16 protein-coding genes and 4 pseudogenes are annotated in these 17,350 nt (G+C 60.0%); 16 read left to right on the top strand and 4 right to left on the bottom strand.

The genetic code is table 11. The features are described 5' to 3' along the window. Positions 1-111: 111 nt before the first annotated feature. Entirely contained in the window at positions 112-384 is a 273-nt protein-coding gene (locus P0D89_RS36340; protein ID WP_408364985.1) for a recombinase family protein, read from the bottom strand. Positions 385-523: 139 nt separating this feature from the next. On the opposite strand from P0D89_RS36340, the gene P0D89_RS36335 reads away from it, so the two are divergent. The 3 genes from P0D89_RS36335 (at position 524) to P0D89_RS36325 (ending at position 1,925) form a co-directional block, all read left to right on the top strand. Next, the gene (locus P0D89_RS36335; RefSeq protein ID WP_408364987.1) at positions 524-958 is read left to right on the top strand and encodes an Hsp20/alpha crystallin family protein; all 435 of its coding nucleotides are present in this window, start codon (positions 524-526) and stop codon (positions 956-958) included. Positions 959-1,281: 323 nt separating this feature from the next. Further along, entirely contained in the window at positions 1,282-1,452 is a 171-nt protein-coding gene (locus P0D89_RS36330; protein ID WP_408364989.1) for a hypothetical protein, read from the top strand. A gap of 191 nt (positions 1,453-1,643) precedes the next feature. Continuing rightward, positions 1,644-1,925 carry a hypothetical protein gene (locus P0D89_RS36325; RefSeq protein ID WP_408364991.1) on the top strand — a complete coding sequence of 94 codons (282 nt, stop codon included), beginning with the start codon at positions 1,644-1,646 and terminating at the stop codon, positions 1,923-1,925. A gap of 338 nt (positions 1,926-2,263) precedes the next feature. Here the strand turns inward: P0D89_RS36325 and P0D89_RS36320 are convergent. Then, a pseudogene (locus P0D89_RS36320) lies at positions 2,264-2,470 on the bottom strand (IS6 family transposase); the annotation flags it as partial. 53 nt (positions 2,471-2,523) lie between these two features. Here P0D89_RS36320 and P0D89_RS36315 point away from each other — a divergent pair. The 6 genes and pseudogenes from P0D89_RS36315 to P0D89_RS36295 form a co-directional block, all read left to right on the top strand. Beyond that, positions 2,524-2,711: pseudogene (locus P0D89_RS36315) on the top strand (c-type cytochrome); the annotation flags it as partial. A gap of 236 nt (positions 2,712-2,947) precedes the next feature. After that, positions 2,948-3,307 carry an ankyrin repeat domain-containing protein gene (locus tag P0D89_RS54875; RefSeq protein WP_507028599.1) on the top strand — a complete coding sequence of 120 codons (360 nt, stop codon included), beginning with the start codon at positions 2,948-2,950 and terminating at the stop codon, positions 3,305-3,307. Then, complete coding sequence (locus P0D89_RS54870) at positions 3,250-3,372, top strand: hypothetical protein (protein ID WP_507028600.1); 123 nt, start codon at positions 3,250-3,252, stop codon at positions 3,370-3,372. The genes P0D89_RS54875 and P0D89_RS54870 overlap by 58 nt, the downstream gene beginning before the upstream one ends. Before the next feature lie 177 nt (positions 3,373-3,549). Next, entirely contained in the window at positions 3,550-6,621 is a 3,072-nt protein-coding gene (gene fdnG, locus P0D89_RS36305; RefSeq protein ID WP_408364993.1) for a formate dehydrogenase-N subunit alpha, read from the top strand. A gap of 20 nt (positions 6,622-6,641) precedes the next feature. Next, positions 6,642-7,565, top strand: a complete 924-nt coding sequence (gene fdxH / locus P0D89_RS36300) for a formate dehydrogenase subunit beta (protein WP_408364995.1) — start codon at positions 6,642-6,644, stop codon at positions 7,563-7,565. Continuing rightward, positions 7,555-8,193: a formate dehydrogenase subunit gamma gene (locus P0D89_RS36295; protein WP_408364997.1), complete on the top strand. Its 639-nt coding sequence runs from the start codon at positions 7,555-7,557 to the stop codon at positions 8,191-8,193. Before fdxH ends, P0D89_RS36295 begins: the two co-directional genes overlap by 11 nt. 234 nt (positions 8,194-8,427) lie before the next feature. Here P0D89_RS36295 and P0D89_RS36290 read toward each other — a convergent pair whose 3' ends face one another. Then, the gene (locus P0D89_RS36290; RefSeq protein WP_408364999.1) at positions 8,428-8,742 is read right to left on the bottom strand and encodes a hypothetical protein; all 315 of its coding nucleotides are present in this window, start codon (positions 8,740-8,742) and stop codon (positions 8,428-8,430) included. Between the two features lie 264 nt (positions 8,743-9,006). Between P0D89_RS36290 and P0D89_RS36285 the strand changes: the two genes are divergently transcribed. The 5 genes and pseudogenes from P0D89_RS36285 to P0D89_RS36265 all read left to right on the top strand — a co-directional run bounded on the left by P0D89_RS36285 (position 9,007) and on the right by P0D89_RS36265 (position 12,304). Beyond that, positions 9,007-9,204, top strand: coding sequence for a hypothetical protein (locus P0D89_RS36285; RefSeq protein WP_408365005.1), 198 nt, complete (start codon positions 9,007-9,009; stop codon positions 9,202-9,204). Positions 9,205-9,722: 518 nt separating this feature from the next. Continuing rightward, the gene (locus P0D89_RS36280; protein ID WP_408365001.1) at positions 9,723-9,947 is read left to right on the top strand and encodes a CDGSH iron-sulfur domain-containing protein; all 225 of its coding nucleotides are present in this window, start codon (positions 9,723-9,725) and stop codon (positions 9,945-9,947) included. 347 nt (positions 9,948-10,294) lie between these two features. After that, positions 10,295-10,831: pseudogene (locus P0D89_RS36275) on the top strand (IS6 family transposase); the annotation flags it as partial. Between the two features lie 770 nt (positions 10,832-11,601). Further along, positions 11,602-11,697, top strand: a pseudogene (locus tag P0D89_RS36270) (IS6 family transposase); the annotation flags it as partial. 7 nt (positions 11,698-11,704) lie between these two features. Continuing rightward, positions 11,705-12,304, top strand: a complete 600-nt coding sequence (locus tag P0D89_RS36265; protein WP_408377974.1) for a phosphatase PAP2 family protein — start codon at positions 11,705-11,707, stop codon at positions 12,302-12,304. 244 nt (positions 12,305-12,548) lie between these two features. On the opposite strand, the gene P0D89_RS36260 is transcribed toward P0D89_RS36265, so the two are convergent. Continuing rightward, the gene (locus P0D89_RS36260) at positions 12,549-14,129 is read right to left on the bottom strand and encodes a methyl-accepting chemotaxis protein (protein WP_408370417.1); all 1,581 of its coding nucleotides are present in this window, start codon (positions 14,127-14,129) and stop codon (positions 12,549-12,551) included. Positions 14,130-14,541: 412 nt separating this feature from the next. Between P0D89_RS36260 and P0D89_RS36255 the strand changes: the two genes are divergently transcribed. Continuing rightward, positions 14,542-15,786, top strand: a complete 1,245-nt coding sequence (locus P0D89_RS36255; RefSeq protein WP_408377970.1) for an EAL domain-containing protein — start codon at positions 14,542-14,544, stop codon at positions 15,784-15,786. Positions 15,787-16,376: 590 nt separating this feature from the next. Beyond that, entirely contained in the window at positions 16,377-17,093 is a 717-nt protein-coding gene (locus P0D89_RS36250) for a DUF2968 domain-containing protein (RefSeq protein WP_408370410.1), read from the top strand. The last annotated feature ends 257 nt before the right edge of the window (positions 17,094-17,350 follow it).

Genomic DNA, 17,350 nt, shown 5'->3' with positions numbered 1-17,350 from the left:
CTAGAGTCATACTGACTTGCATGGCCGTTGACCTCAGTCAAGCTGCGTATCACCCGGCGCCCTGAGCACCGCCCAGATTCCGTTTTGCTCACCACTACGACGTGATCAGGATTAGCGACAAGCTCCGCCGCCATGGCCTCGGCGCTCAGTAGCGTGGATGCTCACCCCCGATTGTTCGGCGACCTCCTGGTAGGTCATTCCCTGCCTGATCAGGGATAAGCCTTTGTTCACCAGGCGTGGTATCGCGTTGGGCCTGCCAAGCCGCTTCCTTCTGGCGCGCGCATTGGCCAGGCCGGAGCGGACACGCTCCCGGATAAGCTCCCTTTCGAGTTCCGCGACCGCCGGGAGCACATGCATCTGCATCCGGCCCATTGGCGTGCTCATGTCTGAGGTCAGCGCTTTACGCGCCCGGCGGTTACTCGAATTACTTGATACACGTCAATGGACACGCCGTACGCGAGCCTAGAGTTTTGTCATAGGATCAAATCCATGGCGATCATGGACGACCTGAGGAGCGAATACTATGAGCAACTTAACACGTTATGACCCTTTCACGATGGAGCCGATGTCCGAACTGTTTCATGGATTGTTTCTCCCGATGCGCGGCGCCGCAAGCGGTAACGATGCTCCGCTATCAGACATGAAGATCGATGTGGCTGAAAGCGACACTGCCTACACGGTCAAAGCCGAACTGCCGGGCGTCGAGAAAAATGACATCGACGTGAAGATCGACGGTAGCATCGTGTCGATCAACGCCAAAGTGGAGCGCAACAATGAGTTGAAGGAGGGCGAGCGCGTGATTCGACGTGAGCGCTATTCGGGGGTGATCAGCCGATCGTTTTCGCTGGCGAGCGAGATCGACGAAGCCTCGGCTACAGCGTCGTATCAGGACGGCGTGCTGTCGTTGACACTGCCTAAAAAGGCAGATTTCACCCAGACGCGCTTGCGGATCAGTTAGGCCAGGGCACGGAGGCGCGTTGCGTCTGGTTGTCTGTTGCGAGCGCGGCGGCGGTGATTCCCCCGCTGAATGCGCGCGTCACCGACGAGTCGGCGACGCTTACCGGCGAACAACGCTCGGCGCTGGAACAGACCTGACAGGCATTCGAGGCTAAAAAGGAAAGTCAGATCTCCGTGCTCATTGTGTATCGAGCAGGCCGGCGGTGCTATGAGCGCGCGCCCGGGCGACGCCGGCCAAGGCGAAAAGACGACGTTATGTAACGCTCCGCGATCGGGAGCGGAATAGATTTTTCAGTCCCCCCACCCACTCCACAAGGCACAGCCATGAACACCGACACCACCACCGACCCGTTTGCCAGATTTGATGACCTCGCTTCGAAAAGCGAGGACGTCAACGTCCAGTCTCTGATTCTAGCGATGAAGCTGCACGCCGAACTCACCAACTCGAGACTCGTGAGCCTCGAGCAAGCTTTGCTCGCCCTGCTGAAGAAATGACCTCTCACTGCGACCGGGGGACTATCTCGCGGTCGCTGTACTTTCATGAACGATGTGTCCTCCATGCATGTAACGGAATTCACGCGAGCGCGAGTGACAAACCAGGGCGGCGCGCATTGGTCGAGTTGCAGACTATCGCGATCGGATTCGTTTAAACACTAAACACACCAACAGAGATTCGGGAGGTGGCTATGTCAGAAGGTAAAGAGGAATTCGAGCGCGGGGACGGGTTTGTGATTCGTGTGCTGGCCGTAGCCCAATACTCGCCGCATCCGACCGGCGTTCCCTACGGCTACGCTGGGTATGTTGCTCGCCTTGAGGCGGACTTGCGCGCGCTCGGACAGAGAGTGAACTTCTCGCGCCCTTTGGCAGACTACTTGAGCGCCGAGGCAGCCGAAAAGGCCGCCTTTGCGGAGGGGCGACTGATCATTGAGGCCACCCATCCGGACGGACTGACGACGGACGGACTCTGATTCCTCGAGTTGGCGGACGTACGGAGAAGAGCGCATATCGCGGGGCCATCGCAGGCCGATGAATGTCTGGACCTCGGGCGCCGCCGCCAGGGCGGAGCTCACACGTCTGATCCGGCTGGGGTATTGTTAAGTTGTCGAACGGCACGCGGTCGAACACGCCGTATGTAAGTATGCCCAATTTAAGCGGCGAGTCGCTCCAGCATCGGAGCGCCCGTCACGCTTTCCCACGCCTCGAAGGCGAGGGTGCGAAGCGCCCGCTTCTGTTTTGCGTCGGTGTGGTAACCGCAATGCATGAACAGGTTGCCCACCTGATCATGGACCGAAGCGAAACGGCTCAGCCCGAACTTTACCGACCAGCGTCGCACTGTCTCGTAGGTCAGATCGATGCCACGCGCGGCCAGCAGTTCTTCGACCATGCGCAGGCTCAGCGGGAAACGGTAGTACAGCCACACCGCGTAGCTGATCACATCGGGCGGAAACCGGTAGCCGGCGTAGGAAATGGTGTCGGTGGCTGGCGCGCGCTGCGGCAAAGTTGTCCGTTTCATGTCCGCGAATGTCGCCGCTTCTCCCTCAACCCGCCAACAACGTAACAATACCAGGCGGTTTCTCTGGCCAAAATGACATCCGCGGGTCGACGGACAACGCTACGAGTACATCCTCAAGCAGTTGCAGGATTTCCGCGAGCGCAGGCGCACCAACGATGCAGGCAATATGACGAGTGTGACGAAAGGCATGTCCGACGAGGACATCAAGAACCTGAGTACCTATATCGCCAACCTCCAGTAGCGTTGGCGGCCTTGTACCCGTCGCCATGCGGCGGACGCAGTACGCTCCGGGGCGAGAATGAAAAGGACTGCCAGATTTATAGCAAGTGCCGCATTGTTTGTTGCCGCGTTCGGAACCGGGCCGTCGGTTAGCGGGGTGGCCGAGGACGCGAGGCTCAACCAGCAATTGGTTGCGGCTGCCTGGAGTGGCGACGAAGGGGCGGTGCGCGCTGCACTGGCCACCGGCGCGGCGGTGGCATGATGCGCACATTGGTCGAGCATGGCGCGAATGTCGGTCAAGCGGATGTGCCGGGCATCACTCCACTGATGGCGGCCGCCTACGGCGGTTACGTCGAGATTGTCGGGTTGCTGCTGGCGCATGGCGCCGATCCGGCGGCCATCGACCGCGTCGGCAAGACCGCGATGGAGTATGCGGCGGGCCAGGGGAACACGGCGGTGGTTCAGCTGTTGCTGGATGGCGGTGTCGACGTGAACCGCGTGTACAAGAACAAACCTGACCGCGCTGATGTGCGGCCGCCGGCTACAACCGTGCGGACACGATCAGGTTCCTGCTCGCTCGCGGCGCCAATCCGGCGCTGCGCGATAACCGCCTTATGACGCCACAGGACATTGCGGCGCAGACGGGCTCGAGCCGCGCGGCTGTTCTGCTGTCCGCGCACTAAAGCCACAGTTTCGGGATCCTCAGTGAGCACATACGCGACCGCGTGCGCCAACCGCACGTCACCGGGGCCACCGACGTGCAGCATGTGAGGGTTTTTCCGCTGACGCCCTGACGGAATTTTTACAAAACGCTATCTATACTGGTAATCGAGGTGCAACGTCTACGTCCGAGGGTCACCATGGTCAACTTGACGAGGCGCCAGTTCCTGACGGTCACTGCCACATCGCTTGCCGGATCGAGTCTCGCGCTGATGGGTTTCTCGCCGGACCGGGCGATCGCGGAAGTCCGTCAGTACAAGCTGGCGCGTACCACTGAAACCCGCAATACGTGTCCGTATTGTTCAGTCGGTTGCGGCGTCCTGATGTACAGCCTCGGCGATGGCGCGAAGAACGCCAAAGCCAGCATCATCCACATCGAAGGCGACCCCGACCATCCTGTCAATCGCGGCACGCTGTGCCCGAAGGGCGCGAGCCTGATCGACTTCATTCACAGCCCGAGCCGTCTGACGCATCCGGAGTATCGCGCGGCTGGTTCCGACCAGTGGCAACGCATCTCGTGGGATGACGCGCTCGGCCGCATCGCGAAGCTGATGAAGGAAGACCGGGACGCGAACTTCGTCGAAACGACGGACGACGGCAAGAAGGTCAACCGCTGGCTGACGACGGGCATGCTGGCCGCGTCGGCGAGCAGCAACGAATCAGGGTATCTGACGCACAAGGTGGCCCGCAGTCTGGGGATGCTTGCGTTCGACAACCAGGCGCGTGTCTGACACGGCCCGACGGTGGCAGGTCTTGCCCCGACGTTTGGCCGTGGAGCGATGACGAACCATTGGGTCGACATCAAGAACGCGGACGTTATCCTGGTGATGGGCGGCAATGCCGCCGAGGCACACCCGTGCGGCTTCAAATGGGTCACCGAAGCGAAGGCCCACCGCAAGGCGCGCCTGATCGTGGTCGATCCGCGCTTTACGCGTACCGCATCCGTCGCTGACTATTACGCGCCGATTCGCACTGGCACGGACATCATTTTCCTCGGCGGAATCATCCATTACCTGCTCACGAACGACAAGATCCAGCACGAGTACGTGAAGAACTACACGGACTTCCCGTTCATCGTGCGCGAAGACTTTGCGTTCAACGATGGCCTCTATTCCGGCTACAACGCCGAGAAGCACACGTATCCGGACAAGTCGACGTGGGACTACGAGCGTGGCGACGACGGCTTCGTGAAGGTCGATCCGACGCTTGCGCATCCGCGCTGCGTGTACAACCTGCTGAAGCAGCATTACTCGCGTTATACGCCGGAGATGGTCGAGAAGACCTGCGGCACGCCGAAGGACAAGTTCCTGAAGGTGTGCGAGATGCTCGCCTCGACCGCATCGCCGACGCGGGCCGCCACCATCATGTACGCGCTCGGCTGGACCCAGCACTCGATTGGTTCGCAGATGATCCGCACCGGCGCGATGGTGCAACTGCTGCTCGGCAATATCGGCGTCTCGGGTGGTGGCATGAACGCACTGCGCGGCCACTCGAATATCCAGGGGCTGACCGATCTCGGCCTGTTGTCGAACCTGCTGACGGGCTACATGACGCTGCCGGCGCAGGCCGAACAGGACTACGAGGGCTACATCACGAAGCGCGCAGCCCAGCCGTTGCGGCCGAACCAGCTGAGCTACTGGAAAAACTATCGAAGCTTCTTCGTTAGTCTGATGAAATCGTGGTGGGGCGATGCGGCGACCGCCGAGAATAACTGGGGCTTCGACTATCTGCCCAAGCTCGACAAGTCGTACGACATGTTGCAGGTGTTCGAGCTAATGAATCAGGGCAAGATGAATGGCTACATCGCGCAGGGCTTCAACCCGCTTGCCGCCGCGCCCCACAAGGCGAAGATGACCACGGCGTTTTCCAGGCTGAAGTGGCTCGTGATCATGGACCCGCTCGCGACCGAAACCTCCGAGTTCTGGAAGAACCATGGTGAGTTCAACGACGTCGACGCGTCCACGATCCAGACTGAAGTGTTCCGTTTGCCGACGACCTGCTTTGCCGAAGAGCGGGGCTCGCTCGTCAACTCGGGACGCGTGCTCCAATGGCACTGGCAGGGCGCCGATCCGCCCGGCGAAGCGAAGAGCGACCTGGAGATCATGGGAAGCCTGTTTGCGCGGATCCGCACGCTGTACAAGGACCAGGGCGGCAAATTCCCGGACGCGATCGTCAACCTCAACTGGCCCTATGCGAATCCGTTGGATCCGACGCCGGACGAAATGGCGATGGAATTCAACGGCCGGGCGCTCGCCGACCTGCCCGACCCCAAGGATCCAACCAAGGTACTGGTGAAGCGGGGCGAGCAACTTTCGAGCTTCGCGCAAATGAAGGACGACGGCAGCACGGCGAGCGGCTGCTGGATCTTCTGCGGATCATGGACGCAGGCCGGCAACCAGATGGCGCGGCGTGACAATTCGGACCCGACCGGCATCGGCCAGTCGCTTGGCTGGGCGTGGGCGTGGCCGGCGAACCGGCGGATCCTGTACAACCGCGCTTCGTGCGACGTGAACGGCAAGCCGTTCGACCCGTCGCGCAAGCTGATCGCGTGGAACGGCAAGACGTGGGGCGGCGTGGACGTACCGGACTACAAGGCGGACGAGCCGCCCGAAAGCGGCATGGGACCGTTCATCATGAACCCCGAGGGCGTCGCCCGTTTCTTTGCGCGCGACGCGATGGCCGAAGGACCATTCCCTGAGCACTACGAGCCGTTCGAGACCCCGCTCGGCTACAACCCGCTGCATCCGCAGAACGCGCAGGTGACGAGCAACCCGGCAGCGCGCGTGTTTCCTGACGACCGCGCGGCGTTCGGCAAGGCGGCGGACTTCCCGCACACGGCGACCACCTATCGGCTCACCGAGCATTTTCACTACTGGACGAAGCACGTGCGGCTGAACGCGATCATTCAGCCGGAGCAGTTCGTCGAAATCGGCGAGGATCTCGCGCACGAGATCGGCGTGGCGGCCGGCGACCGTGTGAAGGTGTCGTCCAATCGCGGGCACATCGTTGCGGTTGCGGTGGTCACCAAACGCATCAAACCTCTGATGATTGACGGCAAGAAGGTGCAGACGGTCGGCATCCCATTGCATTGGGGTTTCAAGGGCCTGGCGAAGCCAGGCTATCTGATCAACACGCTCACCCCCGTGGTCGGCGACGGTAACACGCAGACGCCGGAATTCAAGTCCTTCCTCGTGAAAGTCGAGAAAGCCTGATCAAGCGAAGGGAGAACGCCATGCCACTGCAATCGCTTGATATCAGGCGCCAGTCGGCCACCACGGTGCAGCCCCCGTCGGTACGCGAGCCGCCGGTCACAGAGGGCGTGGCGAAGCTGATAGACGTCACCAAGTGCATCGGCTGCAAGGCGTGCCAGACCGCGTGCATGGAATGGAACGACCTGCGCGACGAAGTCGGCACCAATGTTGGCGTCTACGACAACCCGCCCGACCTCACGGAGCACTCGTGGACGGTAATGCGCTTCGCAGAATACGAGAATCCGGATGGCAACCTCGAATGGTTGATCCGCAAGGACGGCTGCATGCACTGCGAGGATCCGGGTTGCCTGAAAGCCTGCCCGGCGCCGGGCGCGATCGTCCAGTACACGAACGGCATTGTCGATTTCCATGAGGAAAACTGCATCGGCTGCGGCTATTGCGTGACCGGTTGTCCATTCAACATTCCGCGCATTTCGAAGCGAGACCATCGTGCGTACAAATGCACGCTATGCTCGGACCGCGTCGCGGTCGGCCAGGAGCCGGCGTGCGTGAAGACGTGCCCGACAGGCGCGATCGTGTTCGGTACCAAGGAGGACATGAAGCAGCACGCGGCGGAGCGTATCGACGATCTGAAAGAGCGCGGGTTCCAGAACGCCGGACTTTACGATCCTCCGGGTGTCGGCGGCACGCATGTGATGTATGTGCTGCATCACGCCGACAAGCCCTCGCTGTATCACGGCCTGCCCGACGATCCGCACATCAGTCCGCTGGTGAGTTTGTGGAAGGGCGTCACGAAGCCGCTCGCGTTGGGTGTGATGGCGCTGGCGGCGCTCTCGGGCTTCTGCCACTACACTCGCGTCGGTCCGAACGAGGTCAGCGAAGAAGAGGAGCGCGACGCCCGCGATGAGGCGCGTCGCGTGAAGGAGCATTCCGATGAAACCTGAAGAAAACGTGGCAGACGCGAACCTGATCGTGCGTTACACCGTGAACGAGCGCACCAATCACTGGATAACTGCGATCACATTCCTCCTGCTTGCGTTGTCTGGGCTCGCGTTGTTCCATCCATCGATGTTCTGGCTCACAGCGATCTTCGGCGGCGGTCAGTGGACGCGCATCCTGCACCCGTTCGTCGGCGTCGTGATGTTCGTGTCGTTCCTGATTGTTGCGCTGCGCTTTTGGCATCACAACGTGCTCGACAGCAGCGACATCCAGTGGCTCAAGCAGATCGACGATGTGCTCACCAAGCGCGAAGACAAGCTGCCCGAGATCGGCCGCTACAACGCCGGACAGAAGCTGCTTTTCTTTGTGATGGTCGCATGCATGATTTTGCTGCTGCTGAGCGGGATCGTGATCTGGCGGCGCTATTTCTCGTTTTACTTCCCGATCACGCTGATTCGGCTAGCGGCTGTGATTCACGCGGCCACAGCGTTCGTTTTGATCGTCGGGATCATTGTGCATATCTATGCGGCGCTGTGGGTCAAGGGTTCCATCCGCGCGATGACGCGCGGCACCGTGACATTAGGCTGGGCGAGGAAGCACCATCCGCGCTGGTTCCGCGAGAGCATCAAATAGCCTGGTACCGGGCATCTGTCACTTGGCGTCGCGGATTCGGAACCGAGAGGGTTTGAGCGTGGCGGTTCGATAGGAAGCCGCCAACGCGATCTGTCGACAGCGCTGTGTCGGTTGTAGCATCGCCCCCAGGAGCGCCGGTCTTCTAGTCCTCAAAAGAGGTGATGGACACTCGCAAGGATGATGGTCTGCCGATTCGATGATGAGGCGGCGATGCCGAATGTGACGGCATTCGCGTCAGCTGACGCTTGTTTGTCCGTCGCATCGACATAAAAGCGGGGTACTTTTCGATAGGGCATAGAGATTTGCGACGGTCAATTGCGTCCAGCGCTTGCCGGCGAACGTCGTGGTCCAGATGCCCGCATCGATCTCGTCGACTACCGTGAGCCGAAAGTTTGCCCCGCCGCCGAGGGGCCGGTCGGTGTCGCGCCGGCCGCAGCTCTCGATTCGCACCTGCGTGACGAGCGCATGCAGCTGCACGTGCCCGATCTGGAAGCTGCCGATGCCCGCATTCTTCATGCTGTCGGCGACGAAGACCGCGCCCGCCGGCAAACGGACGCCCTCAAAAGACGTGCGTCCGAGTTCGTTCGCTAGGTTCAGCGCCCGGTCGTTGTACTCCGAATAGGCGGCCGCGAGTCTCAGCGGACCATTGGTATAGCATCGCATGATGCAGGTGATTCAGGTGCCTGCGGCAGCTTCACAACTCTCCGCGTTTGCGTCTTGCTGTCTTCGAACAGTGCGCGAACAATGGCGTCGCTGAAAAGGATCGGGACTTCTGTCATAGTAGAATTCCTCGAAGCCTTGGAGGAGCCGGACATGTCGGAAGAACTTAGTGCCAAAGCGGAGGCTGCGCTTCTGGAACTCAGCCAACGCGCCGCGAGCGACCACCCTCTAATGGTTGAGTGGGACATCCAAACCGAACTGGAAGAACGGGAATTGATCTCGGCGACGTCGCACGGTGGCTTCCTGATCACAGAGAAGGGGCGCGCATACGTGCAAGAGATGAAGGGTTGATTTGGCTGCTGCATCGATATGCATGCGTCAGTGTTCGGTTCCGCTGATTCACGTACAAAGTCTTTGTAGCTTTGCGAGGATAGAGTCAGCGGAAGCGGCGTAGGCAACGGCTGAACAGGGTCGCCGTCGGGACCAAGGTATTGCGTGTAGCCGATATGAAAACTGGCAGCCGTGGTCATGACCGCCCTCCATGTTCATTCAGATATCGAATACGTGCCGGAGTTCACGCGCACGACCGCTACCACGAACACTGCTGCGCTTGCGCACTCAAACCGCAGAGAGTGCAAACCTGATTTTTGACGATAGAAGCGCGCACAAGGAGCCAGTTCGCCGCCTCACCAATAACCCGCAGCAAGGTAGCCGGGAATAGGGACCGAACGCTCGATTGTCGCGATGCAGCAGGGCGGGCGGTTGCGCGGCATCGGATGTAGACTGAAATCGGACCTGCACCCTGACGGCCGTATCGAGTGCTCCGGAAATCCGTGGGTTCGCGCGATTCACCCTCATTGGAGACACACATGGCGACTGCAATCATCACTCCACGCAACGACGGCCCCTATCACGTCAAGGGCGAGTTCAAGATCGTCACGCAAGGCGGCAAGCCTATCGACGTGGATAAGGACGAAGTCTGGCTATGTCGATGCGGCCAGTCGAGCAACAAGCCGTTCTGCGACGGTTCGCATAAGAAGGCGGTGTTTGCCAGCAACCTCGACGAAAAGCCACTGGAAGGCCAAACGCCTTGACGCGCCGGGGACGGCTGTTCCGCGTCGATTGCCTGAAACGGCTATTGGTGCCAGCTGAAAGGCCAGTATGGTGGACGAGCTGAAGATCAAGGCATTGTTGACGAGCGTCTCTTGCCGCCCATAAACAGGTCGAATTTTACCAGGTGGCAGACGTTGGTCTAGCCCGACTGTGCGCGGCTCGTGAGTGCACGCGAACCGGGCGGCGAAGGGTTGTGATGTGATGGACGACTCCCGCTAAACGGCGAGAGATTCATGCCAAAGTGGACAAGTCGTGATGTCCGGTTCTGGTGCAAATAGGCTCATTGGACCGATTAAAGTAAGCGATCCAATCAATCTGGTGGGCGGCGATGAGCAAGGGGAAGGCTCTGGAGGGGGTGTTCGATGGCCGGCATTTTGATCGGGAGATCATTGTTCTGTGTGTGCGCTGGTACCTTCGCTACAAGCTCAGCCTGCGCGATCTGGTCGAGATGATGGCCGAGCGGGGATTGTCGCTTTCACACACTACGATCATGCGTTGGGTAAAGCGCTTTACGCCGGAGTTCGTCAAGCGCTGGAACCGGTTTGGCATACCCACTGGCCGGTTATAGCGTGTTGACGAGACCTATCTGAAGATTCGTGGCAAGTGGGTCTATCTCTACCGGGCGGTAGATCGGGTCGGCCAGACAGTGGACTTCATGCTCAGGGCAAAGCGCGATGTGAGCGCGGCAAAAGCCTTTTTCAGCAAGGCCATCAAACATCAGGGCCAGCCACCGGAGACGATCACGCTCGATGGGTATGCCGCCTCGCACCGGGCCGTGCGCGAGATGATCGCTGACGCTCTGCTGCCTGAGGGGACGCATGTGCGCTCCTCGAAGTATCTGAATAACGTGATCGAAGTGCGACACGAGGTCGCTTACAGAAGTTGTTCTCCCTTCTCGCCGTATCGAAGGAGAGAACCACCGGTGTCACCCGGTGAATCTAGGGGCCTGAATCAAGAGCGGCTCTGACAACGTAACGAAGCGCCGCAAGGCGCGGGGTATCAATCGCGAGAGGCGTACCCTTCTGGCAGCCATACGCCGGATGAGTGCCAGATAGTCGGTATGGTGAAAACATTTGAATCTGCAGTAGGGTCGTTACGTTGAACGAGCGGAAATGGCTATTGCGCTCGAACCAAAACGGTACTGGAGGTGGGAACAGCGTCTTTCGATTACGCGTTCGTGACCCGCATACCTCCCGGCCCAGAGCAGGCACCTAACCCGACGTACTTCCATAAGCGGAACGTGGAAACCCCGTATCGCTCCCTTCGGGACAGCAGGCTGCGAGGTCTGCCCATGGCGGTGCGGGCACAGGATCGGGGAAAAAGCGAATGCCAGGCTGTAATGGACGGGATACGGGTTGCAACATCACCCGACGCGAAAGCGGGCAGACTTCCTCGTGGTCTCTCCTCACCAGAGAGTTTGCAGAACCACCTAAACGGAAGGAAAGCAAATGAGCGCAGCAACACGGGCGCGTGCACCTTCGGGCGTGGCGTGGAACGGCATCAATTGGGCCGATGTTCAACGTCAATGCCTGCAGCAAGGGCCGTTCGTGGTCTCGCGATCTTCTTCATCGTGTGCCGAAGCAAAGTTTAGTGCAGCCCGAACTTTACCGCGACATCGTTATTGCGACAGAACCCATCGAAGTCATGCACATGATCAAGAAAGGGCAGATGAAGGACTTTGGCAAAGTCCGACTGTCCGCCGTGCAGCAGTTCTACTCGCTCGTTTCATAAGCAATACATAGCAATCGAGTTTGCTCGTCCATCCCACCTTACTGCGACAAAACCGTTCAAACCCAGTCAGCGTGTTGAATGGGAGCGTGAGATGGTCATCGCGACGATTGCGAGCGGCCTCATGGCGCTCGCAATCGGCAGGCTTCTCGCCCATTACTTGCCATTTCGGGTGCGGCCGATCTATAACCCCGAGCTGCACCTGCACTTTCCATCAGCCGGTCTGCGAGAGGCGGTGCTGCGAACCTGGAGTTCCTTTCCGAGCGACCACGCGATGCTGTGGATGTCGGTCGCGACAGGAATCTTTCTCGTCTGGCGCCGCGTCGGCGTGCTCGCGCTTTTGTACACCGCGATCTTCATATGCCTGCCGCGCGTTTATCTCGGCTTGCACTATCCGACCGACATACTCGGGGGGACGGCGATCGGGATTATCATTGCCTACGTAATGACTCGCGACCCCGTTAGAACGCGTTTTGCAGTGCCGATCTTGCGATGGATTCACAGATTTCCCGGACCCTCTTATACGTTGGCGTTTCTCTTGTGTTTCGAATTAATAACCCAGTTTGACGAAATACTACTGCTCGGGCAGTCGGTTTCAAAAGCACTGTGATTGCCCGTGCCCGCAGCTATCGGCCCGGCAACTACTGGCAATACCTCAACGATAGGCGAAGGACCGACGCCCGCATACCTCCTAAACTCGGCAGGCTGGCGGGCTCGTGCGCCATTGCGCCAGCCTGCCATGGGAGGATCTGCGTATGCGCCGTCTACGCCGCAGAGCGTCGGCGGATCATCGAAAAGCATTTCCACATGGAGTCGCTCGGTTCGGAAGGCCGTCGTCGACCCGATATAGCAAGTCAGGCCTCGTACCCGGCCGGTTCGAACTTGAATATTGCTACCGCGGCACTGAGGGCCTGCACCTGACTCTCCAGCGATGCCGCCGCAGCTGCGGCCTGCTCGACCAGCGCGGCGTTCTGCTGCGTAACTTCATCCATCTGTGTGACCGCCCGTGCCACCTGGTCGATGCCCCCGCTCTGTTCCTCGGAGGCGGCGGAGATTTCGCCCATGATGTCCGTAACCCGCTGGACTGCGACGATGATTCCGTTCATGGTCTGACCGGCTTCCTGCGCGAGCAATGAGCCGCTTTTGACACGCTCTACCGACGTCAAAATCAGTTCCTTGATTTCCTTCGCCGCGCTCGACGAGCGTTGCGCCAGGCTGCGCACCTCTGACGCCACCACGGCAAAGCCGCGTCCCTGTTCGCCCGCTCGAGCCGCTTCTACTGCGGCGTTCAGCGCCAGGATGTTGGTCTGAAAGGCAATGCCTTCGATAATGCCGATGATGTCCGCGATCTTGGTCGAACTGTTGTTGATCTCGCCCATCGTGCCGACCACGCGTCCCACCACGTCATTCCCGCGATTGGCGATCTCCGACGCGTTGGCCGCAAGCCCGCTGGCCTGTCGGGCGTTGTCCGCGTTTTGCCGCACGGTGCCCGTCAGCTCCTCCATGCTCGCTGCGGTTTCTTCAAGCGAGGCGGCCTGCTCCTCAGTTCTGCTCGACAGGTCGGCGTTGCCCGTTGCAATCTGCCGGGTTGCCGCACCGATCGATTCGGTTCCGCTTCGCACTGCAACCACCGTTTCGATCAAGCTCTCGCGCATGCGCGAGAGTCCCGCGAGCAAAAGGCCCATTTCGTCGCGCGACTTCACGACTACCTTCGCTCTCAGGTCACCGTCAGCGATTCGCATGAAATGGGCGAGAGCGTCGGCGATCGGCTCACCGATCGCACGCCGCAGGGATCGCCAGCTCAGGGCCGCCATCAGTACCCCTAATAGCATCATTACGATGGATGCAATCCTGAATGTCGCAAACATCTGCTGTGCATGCTGGTAGCCGCTCTCAGCCAGTTCGCCCTGGTACTTCTTCAAGGCATCGTCGCTTGTAGTCATCAAGGCATAGACCGGCGTTAGGCGATTGGCGGCATTGACGATGGCGGCGTGGTCGCCACTCTTGATCGTCGCAATGAAATCATCGACCGCTTGTTGCATCTCAAGACGCTTTTTTCCCGTATCCTGCGCTAGACGGTCTTCGGTGGCGTCGCGCGGCAGCGCAAGGTATTTGTTCCACCACTCGTTCGAAGCGGCACGAAAACCCTGCGCGCGGACAATCGTCTGTGCTGAACTGGGGTCATCGGGCGACAGCGCTGCACGATCCAGCGCCATACGTTCGCGCGCCACGAGGATTTCCATGTTGCCCACCGCGATCGCGCTGGGCAACTGGTCCGAGTACGTCTGATGATCCGCCTCGTTACTCGTATTCATGCCAACCAGACCGAGCGCGCCAATGATAATCATGAGAACGGCCATGAACGCCATGGCCAGGCCGAGCCTGGCCTTAATCGTGAGCCTTGACCGGCGCGTATGAGTTGTATCTTTATTCATGCCTGCGTCTCCAAACAGTTTGAATGGCCCGGGTCCCCGGTCCTTCAGCCACGACCTCTCTATTACGGCCGCCTGAGCGGGAACTGAAGGGCTATCGGAGCCGTCGATGCGAGCCGCTACCGGTTCGCCCGGACGATCTATGGTTCGGCGTCTCGGTACCGTTCCTGTTGCCGAACCGTTGCGCCCGGGATGATGAGCACCCACTGCCGCCTCAACGAGATCGAGTTCGTCAGGGTAATCACCTATTTCTGACCTTTTATCAGCTGCCGTAGTCCCGCCATGTGGGTTCAAACTTGACTTCCTGCATTCGACCGAAGCAGAAACGGTGCCGCGCGAGCAAAACAGGAGAAGGGTTGTATGCTCAACGCCGATGCTTTCGCGTCGGTTCGCTGCGGTCGATGTGAGGATGACCATGAGTCGTGCGCTTCATTCAGATGTCCAGATAGCGGGTGATGCAGGCGCGCATCACGCGTCAGGATCAAAGACGCTTGCTTCCGCCTTTCAGCCGGTCTATGGGCTTGCGCAACAAAAGCCGGTCGGATACGAGGCTCTGCTCAGGGAGGTGTGCCCGGATGGCCGCTTGCAACTGCCGGCCGCCTTTGCTCCTGATGCCGGTGAAGCCGACATGGTCCGCGCCGATGCCCAGAGTCACGCAGTGCATCTGACCAACGCGGGGAAAACGCTTCCAGCTCGCCACTGGCTGTTTCTGAATATCCACGCCTCGACGATGGGACGCGACGGGTATGCCGCGTATCTTGCCAGTATCGCGCTGGCCTCCGGCCTCAGTCCTGAAGCGATAGTTCTGGAAGTTCTGGAAGCCGCTGAGCATTCGCTCGAAGAATTGTCGGAGCGGGTGAAGACTTATAAGGACGCCGGGTTCCTCGTCGCGCTGGACGACTTTGGCATTGGGTACTCGAATGTGAGCCGGGTGTTGCGCCTGGAGCCGGACATCATCAAGCTAGACCGCTCACTGATACAAAAGACGGCGCGCGACGGTCGATTGCTGATAAATCTCATCCACGTCATGCACGAGGCTGGGATATTGATTGTTGCTGAAGGCATCGAGACTGACGAAGAGTTGCTTTTTGCGGTTCGGGCGAACGTTGACTTCGCGCAGGGCTATTTGCTAGGTAGACCGGCATCGGATTTGCCGCAGGAAGCTAGTGCCGCTGGCATCATCGACGCCGCGTTCGACCGCCTCCGGGCAGAGCGATTAGGTGCCGCGGATGGAATGCGCAGCGACGTCGAGGGTTATACGGCGGCCTTGCACGAAGCTGTGCGTAGAATGGCTCGTGGTGTGTCGCTAGCCGACAGCTGCGCAAAAATGTTGCGGAAGGCAAATTGCATCGGCTGCTTTGCGCTTGATGGAAATGGTCGACAAGTGGGGCCAACCGAATGGGGTCCCGCGGTGCGAGTGGCAGAACAGAAATTCGCGCCTTTATCAGATTTCCATGGTGCTCGCTGGGATAACCGGGGCTATTTCCAGGAGGCAATCAGCCAGCCAGGCACGGTTGTGCATACCGCTCCCTATCTGTCAGTAACCGGCTCGCAGCTCTGCTTCACGCTAACTGTCGCACTTGCAACGACAAAAACTCCGCTGGTATTAGGTGTCGATGTCAGCTGTCCGCCGTTACACCTTACCGGCGTCTATGAGTAAACCTAGTCGTCGTGGCGACTTCTCCAGACCGCAACCCAGGACGTCCACAATTAGCCCCTGCCCGTGAACCACGGTGTACCGGGACTGCGGGTTGCACGTCAAGAAGCAGTACGCTGTCTTCGTCCGCACAGCGATACGAGTGAGGACAGCATTCTGCAGGCCCGTCAGGAAGCCCAGTCTGAAGATCAGGAAGGTGCCACGGTGCCAGGGCAAGCCACAAGTCGACGCAACCCGAGACGGTCAGCAGCACTGCTCGGCGGGAATACTGAGTGCGTGGATTTTCGAGATGCCGTGTCGTCGTCCCATCACGATCGGTACGGTGGGTTACATCCCGCGAGGCGCGCCAGCATGCCCAGCGGCACGTGCGGCTTGAACATTCTGAGCAGCAGGTATCTGCGAGATTGAAGTTCGTCGAACTCTCGACAGATGAACAAGGCACGTTTTTTGTTCGGCCGTCCGATCCCCACTTTCTCGACTCAACGTTTCCGGTTAATTGCCGTTATCGCACGTATAGCGGCTATCGACTGACGGCCGTCCGGGTTGGCGATTTTGCCTGCCCGTTGCTATCGATATGAGAGGTTCGCAAACATATGAAACTGTCTTTTGCCCAGAAGCTCGCCCTGACCGCGCTCGTCGCGATGGGGGCCGCGCAGGGCGTGGATGCGCAGGCTCTGCCAGATAGCGGCGCGAGCGCTGCCGTCGTTGCCCAGCCGGACACAACGACTGCACTGCCGGCCACGACGCAGGCACAGCAGGGACAGGCCGGTGTGCTGACAGCCGACGAGGCGAAGCAATCCGCCGCCGGCAACGTCGCCGAGCTGCGACAGATGATTCGCGATTCGGACCTGAGCGAACTCCGCACGACGTACAACGGCAGCTACGGTGCGAGCCTGCTGTTTTCCGACAGGGAAATGACCTACTACGTCGCGCTGTTCCAGCAGAAGAACTTCTGGCGTGTCATCAAGACGCCGGACGACACGCGCGCCGAGTTGATCTACAAGGACTTCGTGCGCCAGACCGTGCAGTTGTCCGATGTCGAAATCCGCCGCACCAGGCTCGAGGCGCAAAAGGGGTTCACCGAGCGGATGATTGCGCTGTCGCAGGATCGTGCGAACCGCCTGCAGGCCGACCTCGATGTAGCGCATCAGCAACAGACGATCGTCGCCAACCAGCAGCAGCAGACGCGTGCCGAAGCCACCGCGCTGGCGCAACAGAAGGCCGCCGCGCAGGGCCAGTTGCGGGCCGCACAGCAACTGGTACGCGAACTCCAGAGTCAGCTGGAAAGCGGCCTGGCGGGCTCACACTGATTTGCAGCCAGCCCCTGCAGGAACACGACTCCGTCCGGTTCGCCGCGCGGGGTTTTGTTCGGCACCCCTATCGTCGTGCGTCGGTCGCGTGGTAACACGCCCCGAATCTCCGCGGCAATGCCGGCGCTGCACGAGGTGGCACTTCGCTCGCCACCATAGTGACGCCGGGGATGGCTCGCCGAGATGGACGACCTCAACGGAACACTCGGCATGGTTCTGTCGCAATAACGATGTCGCGGTAAAGTTCGGGCTGCACT

This window comes from Paraburkholderia sp. RL18-085-BIA-A (assembly GCF_046027075.1).
Taxonomy (GTDB): domain Bacteria; phylum Pseudomonadota; class Gammaproteobacteria; order Burkholderiales; family Burkholderiaceae; genus Paraburkholderia.
The sequence above is the reverse complement of the archived record's forward strand: the minus strand, read 5'-3'. Positions and strand labels throughout refer to the sequence as shown.

What these genes read in the sequence shown, in the direction of transcription:
- P0D89_RS36295 (WP_408364997.1), top strand. Translation starts at nt 7,555, where the DNA reads ATGAAACCTGAAGAAAACGTGGCAGACGCGAACCTGATCGTGCGTTAC.
- P0D89_RS36325 (WP_408364991.1), top strand. Translation starts at nt 1,644, where the DNA reads ATGTCAGAAGGTAAAGAGGAATTCGAGCGCGGGGACGGGTTTGTGATT.
- P0D89_RS54875 (WP_507028599.1), top strand. Translation starts at nt 2,948, where the DNA reads ATGATGCGCACATTGGTCGAGCATGGCGCGAATGTCGGTCAAGCGGAT.
- P0D89_RS36340 (WP_408364985.1), bottom strand. Translation starts at nt 384, where the DNA reads ATGAGCACGCCAATGGGCCGGATGCAGATGCATGTGCTCCCGGCGGTC.
- P0D89_RS36260 (WP_408370417.1), bottom strand. Translation starts at nt 14,129, where the DNA reads ATGAATAAAGATACAACTCATACGCGCCGGTCAAGGCTCACGATTAAG.
- P0D89_RS36330 (WP_408364989.1), top strand. Translation starts at nt 1,282, where the DNA reads ATGAACACCGACACCACCACCGACCCGTTTGCCAGATTTGATGACCTC.
- fdxH (WP_408364995.1), top strand. Translation starts at nt 6,642, where the DNA reads ATGCCACTGCAATCGCTTGATATCAGGCGCCAGTCGGCCACCACGGTG.
- P0D89_RS36255 (WP_408377970.1), top strand. Translation starts at nt 14,542, where the DNA reads ATGAGTCGTGCGCTTCATTCAGATGTCCAGATAGCGGGTGATGCAGGC.
- P0D89_RS36335 (WP_408364987.1), top strand. Translation starts at nt 524, where the DNA reads ATGAGCAACTTAACACGTTATGACCCTTTCACGATGGAGCCGATGTCC.
- P0D89_RS36250 (WP_408370410.1), top strand. Translation starts at nt 16,377, where the DNA reads ATGAAACTGTCTTTTGCCCAGAAGCTCGCCCTGACCGCGCTCGTCGCG.
- P0D89_RS36280 (WP_408365001.1), top strand. Translation starts at nt 9,723, where the DNA reads ATGGCGACTGCAATCATCACTCCACGCAACGACGGCCCCTATCACGTC.
- P0D89_RS36285 (WP_408365005.1), top strand. Translation starts at nt 9,007, where the DNA reads ATGTCGGAAGAACTTAGTGCCAAAGCGGAGGCTGCGCTTCTGGAACTC.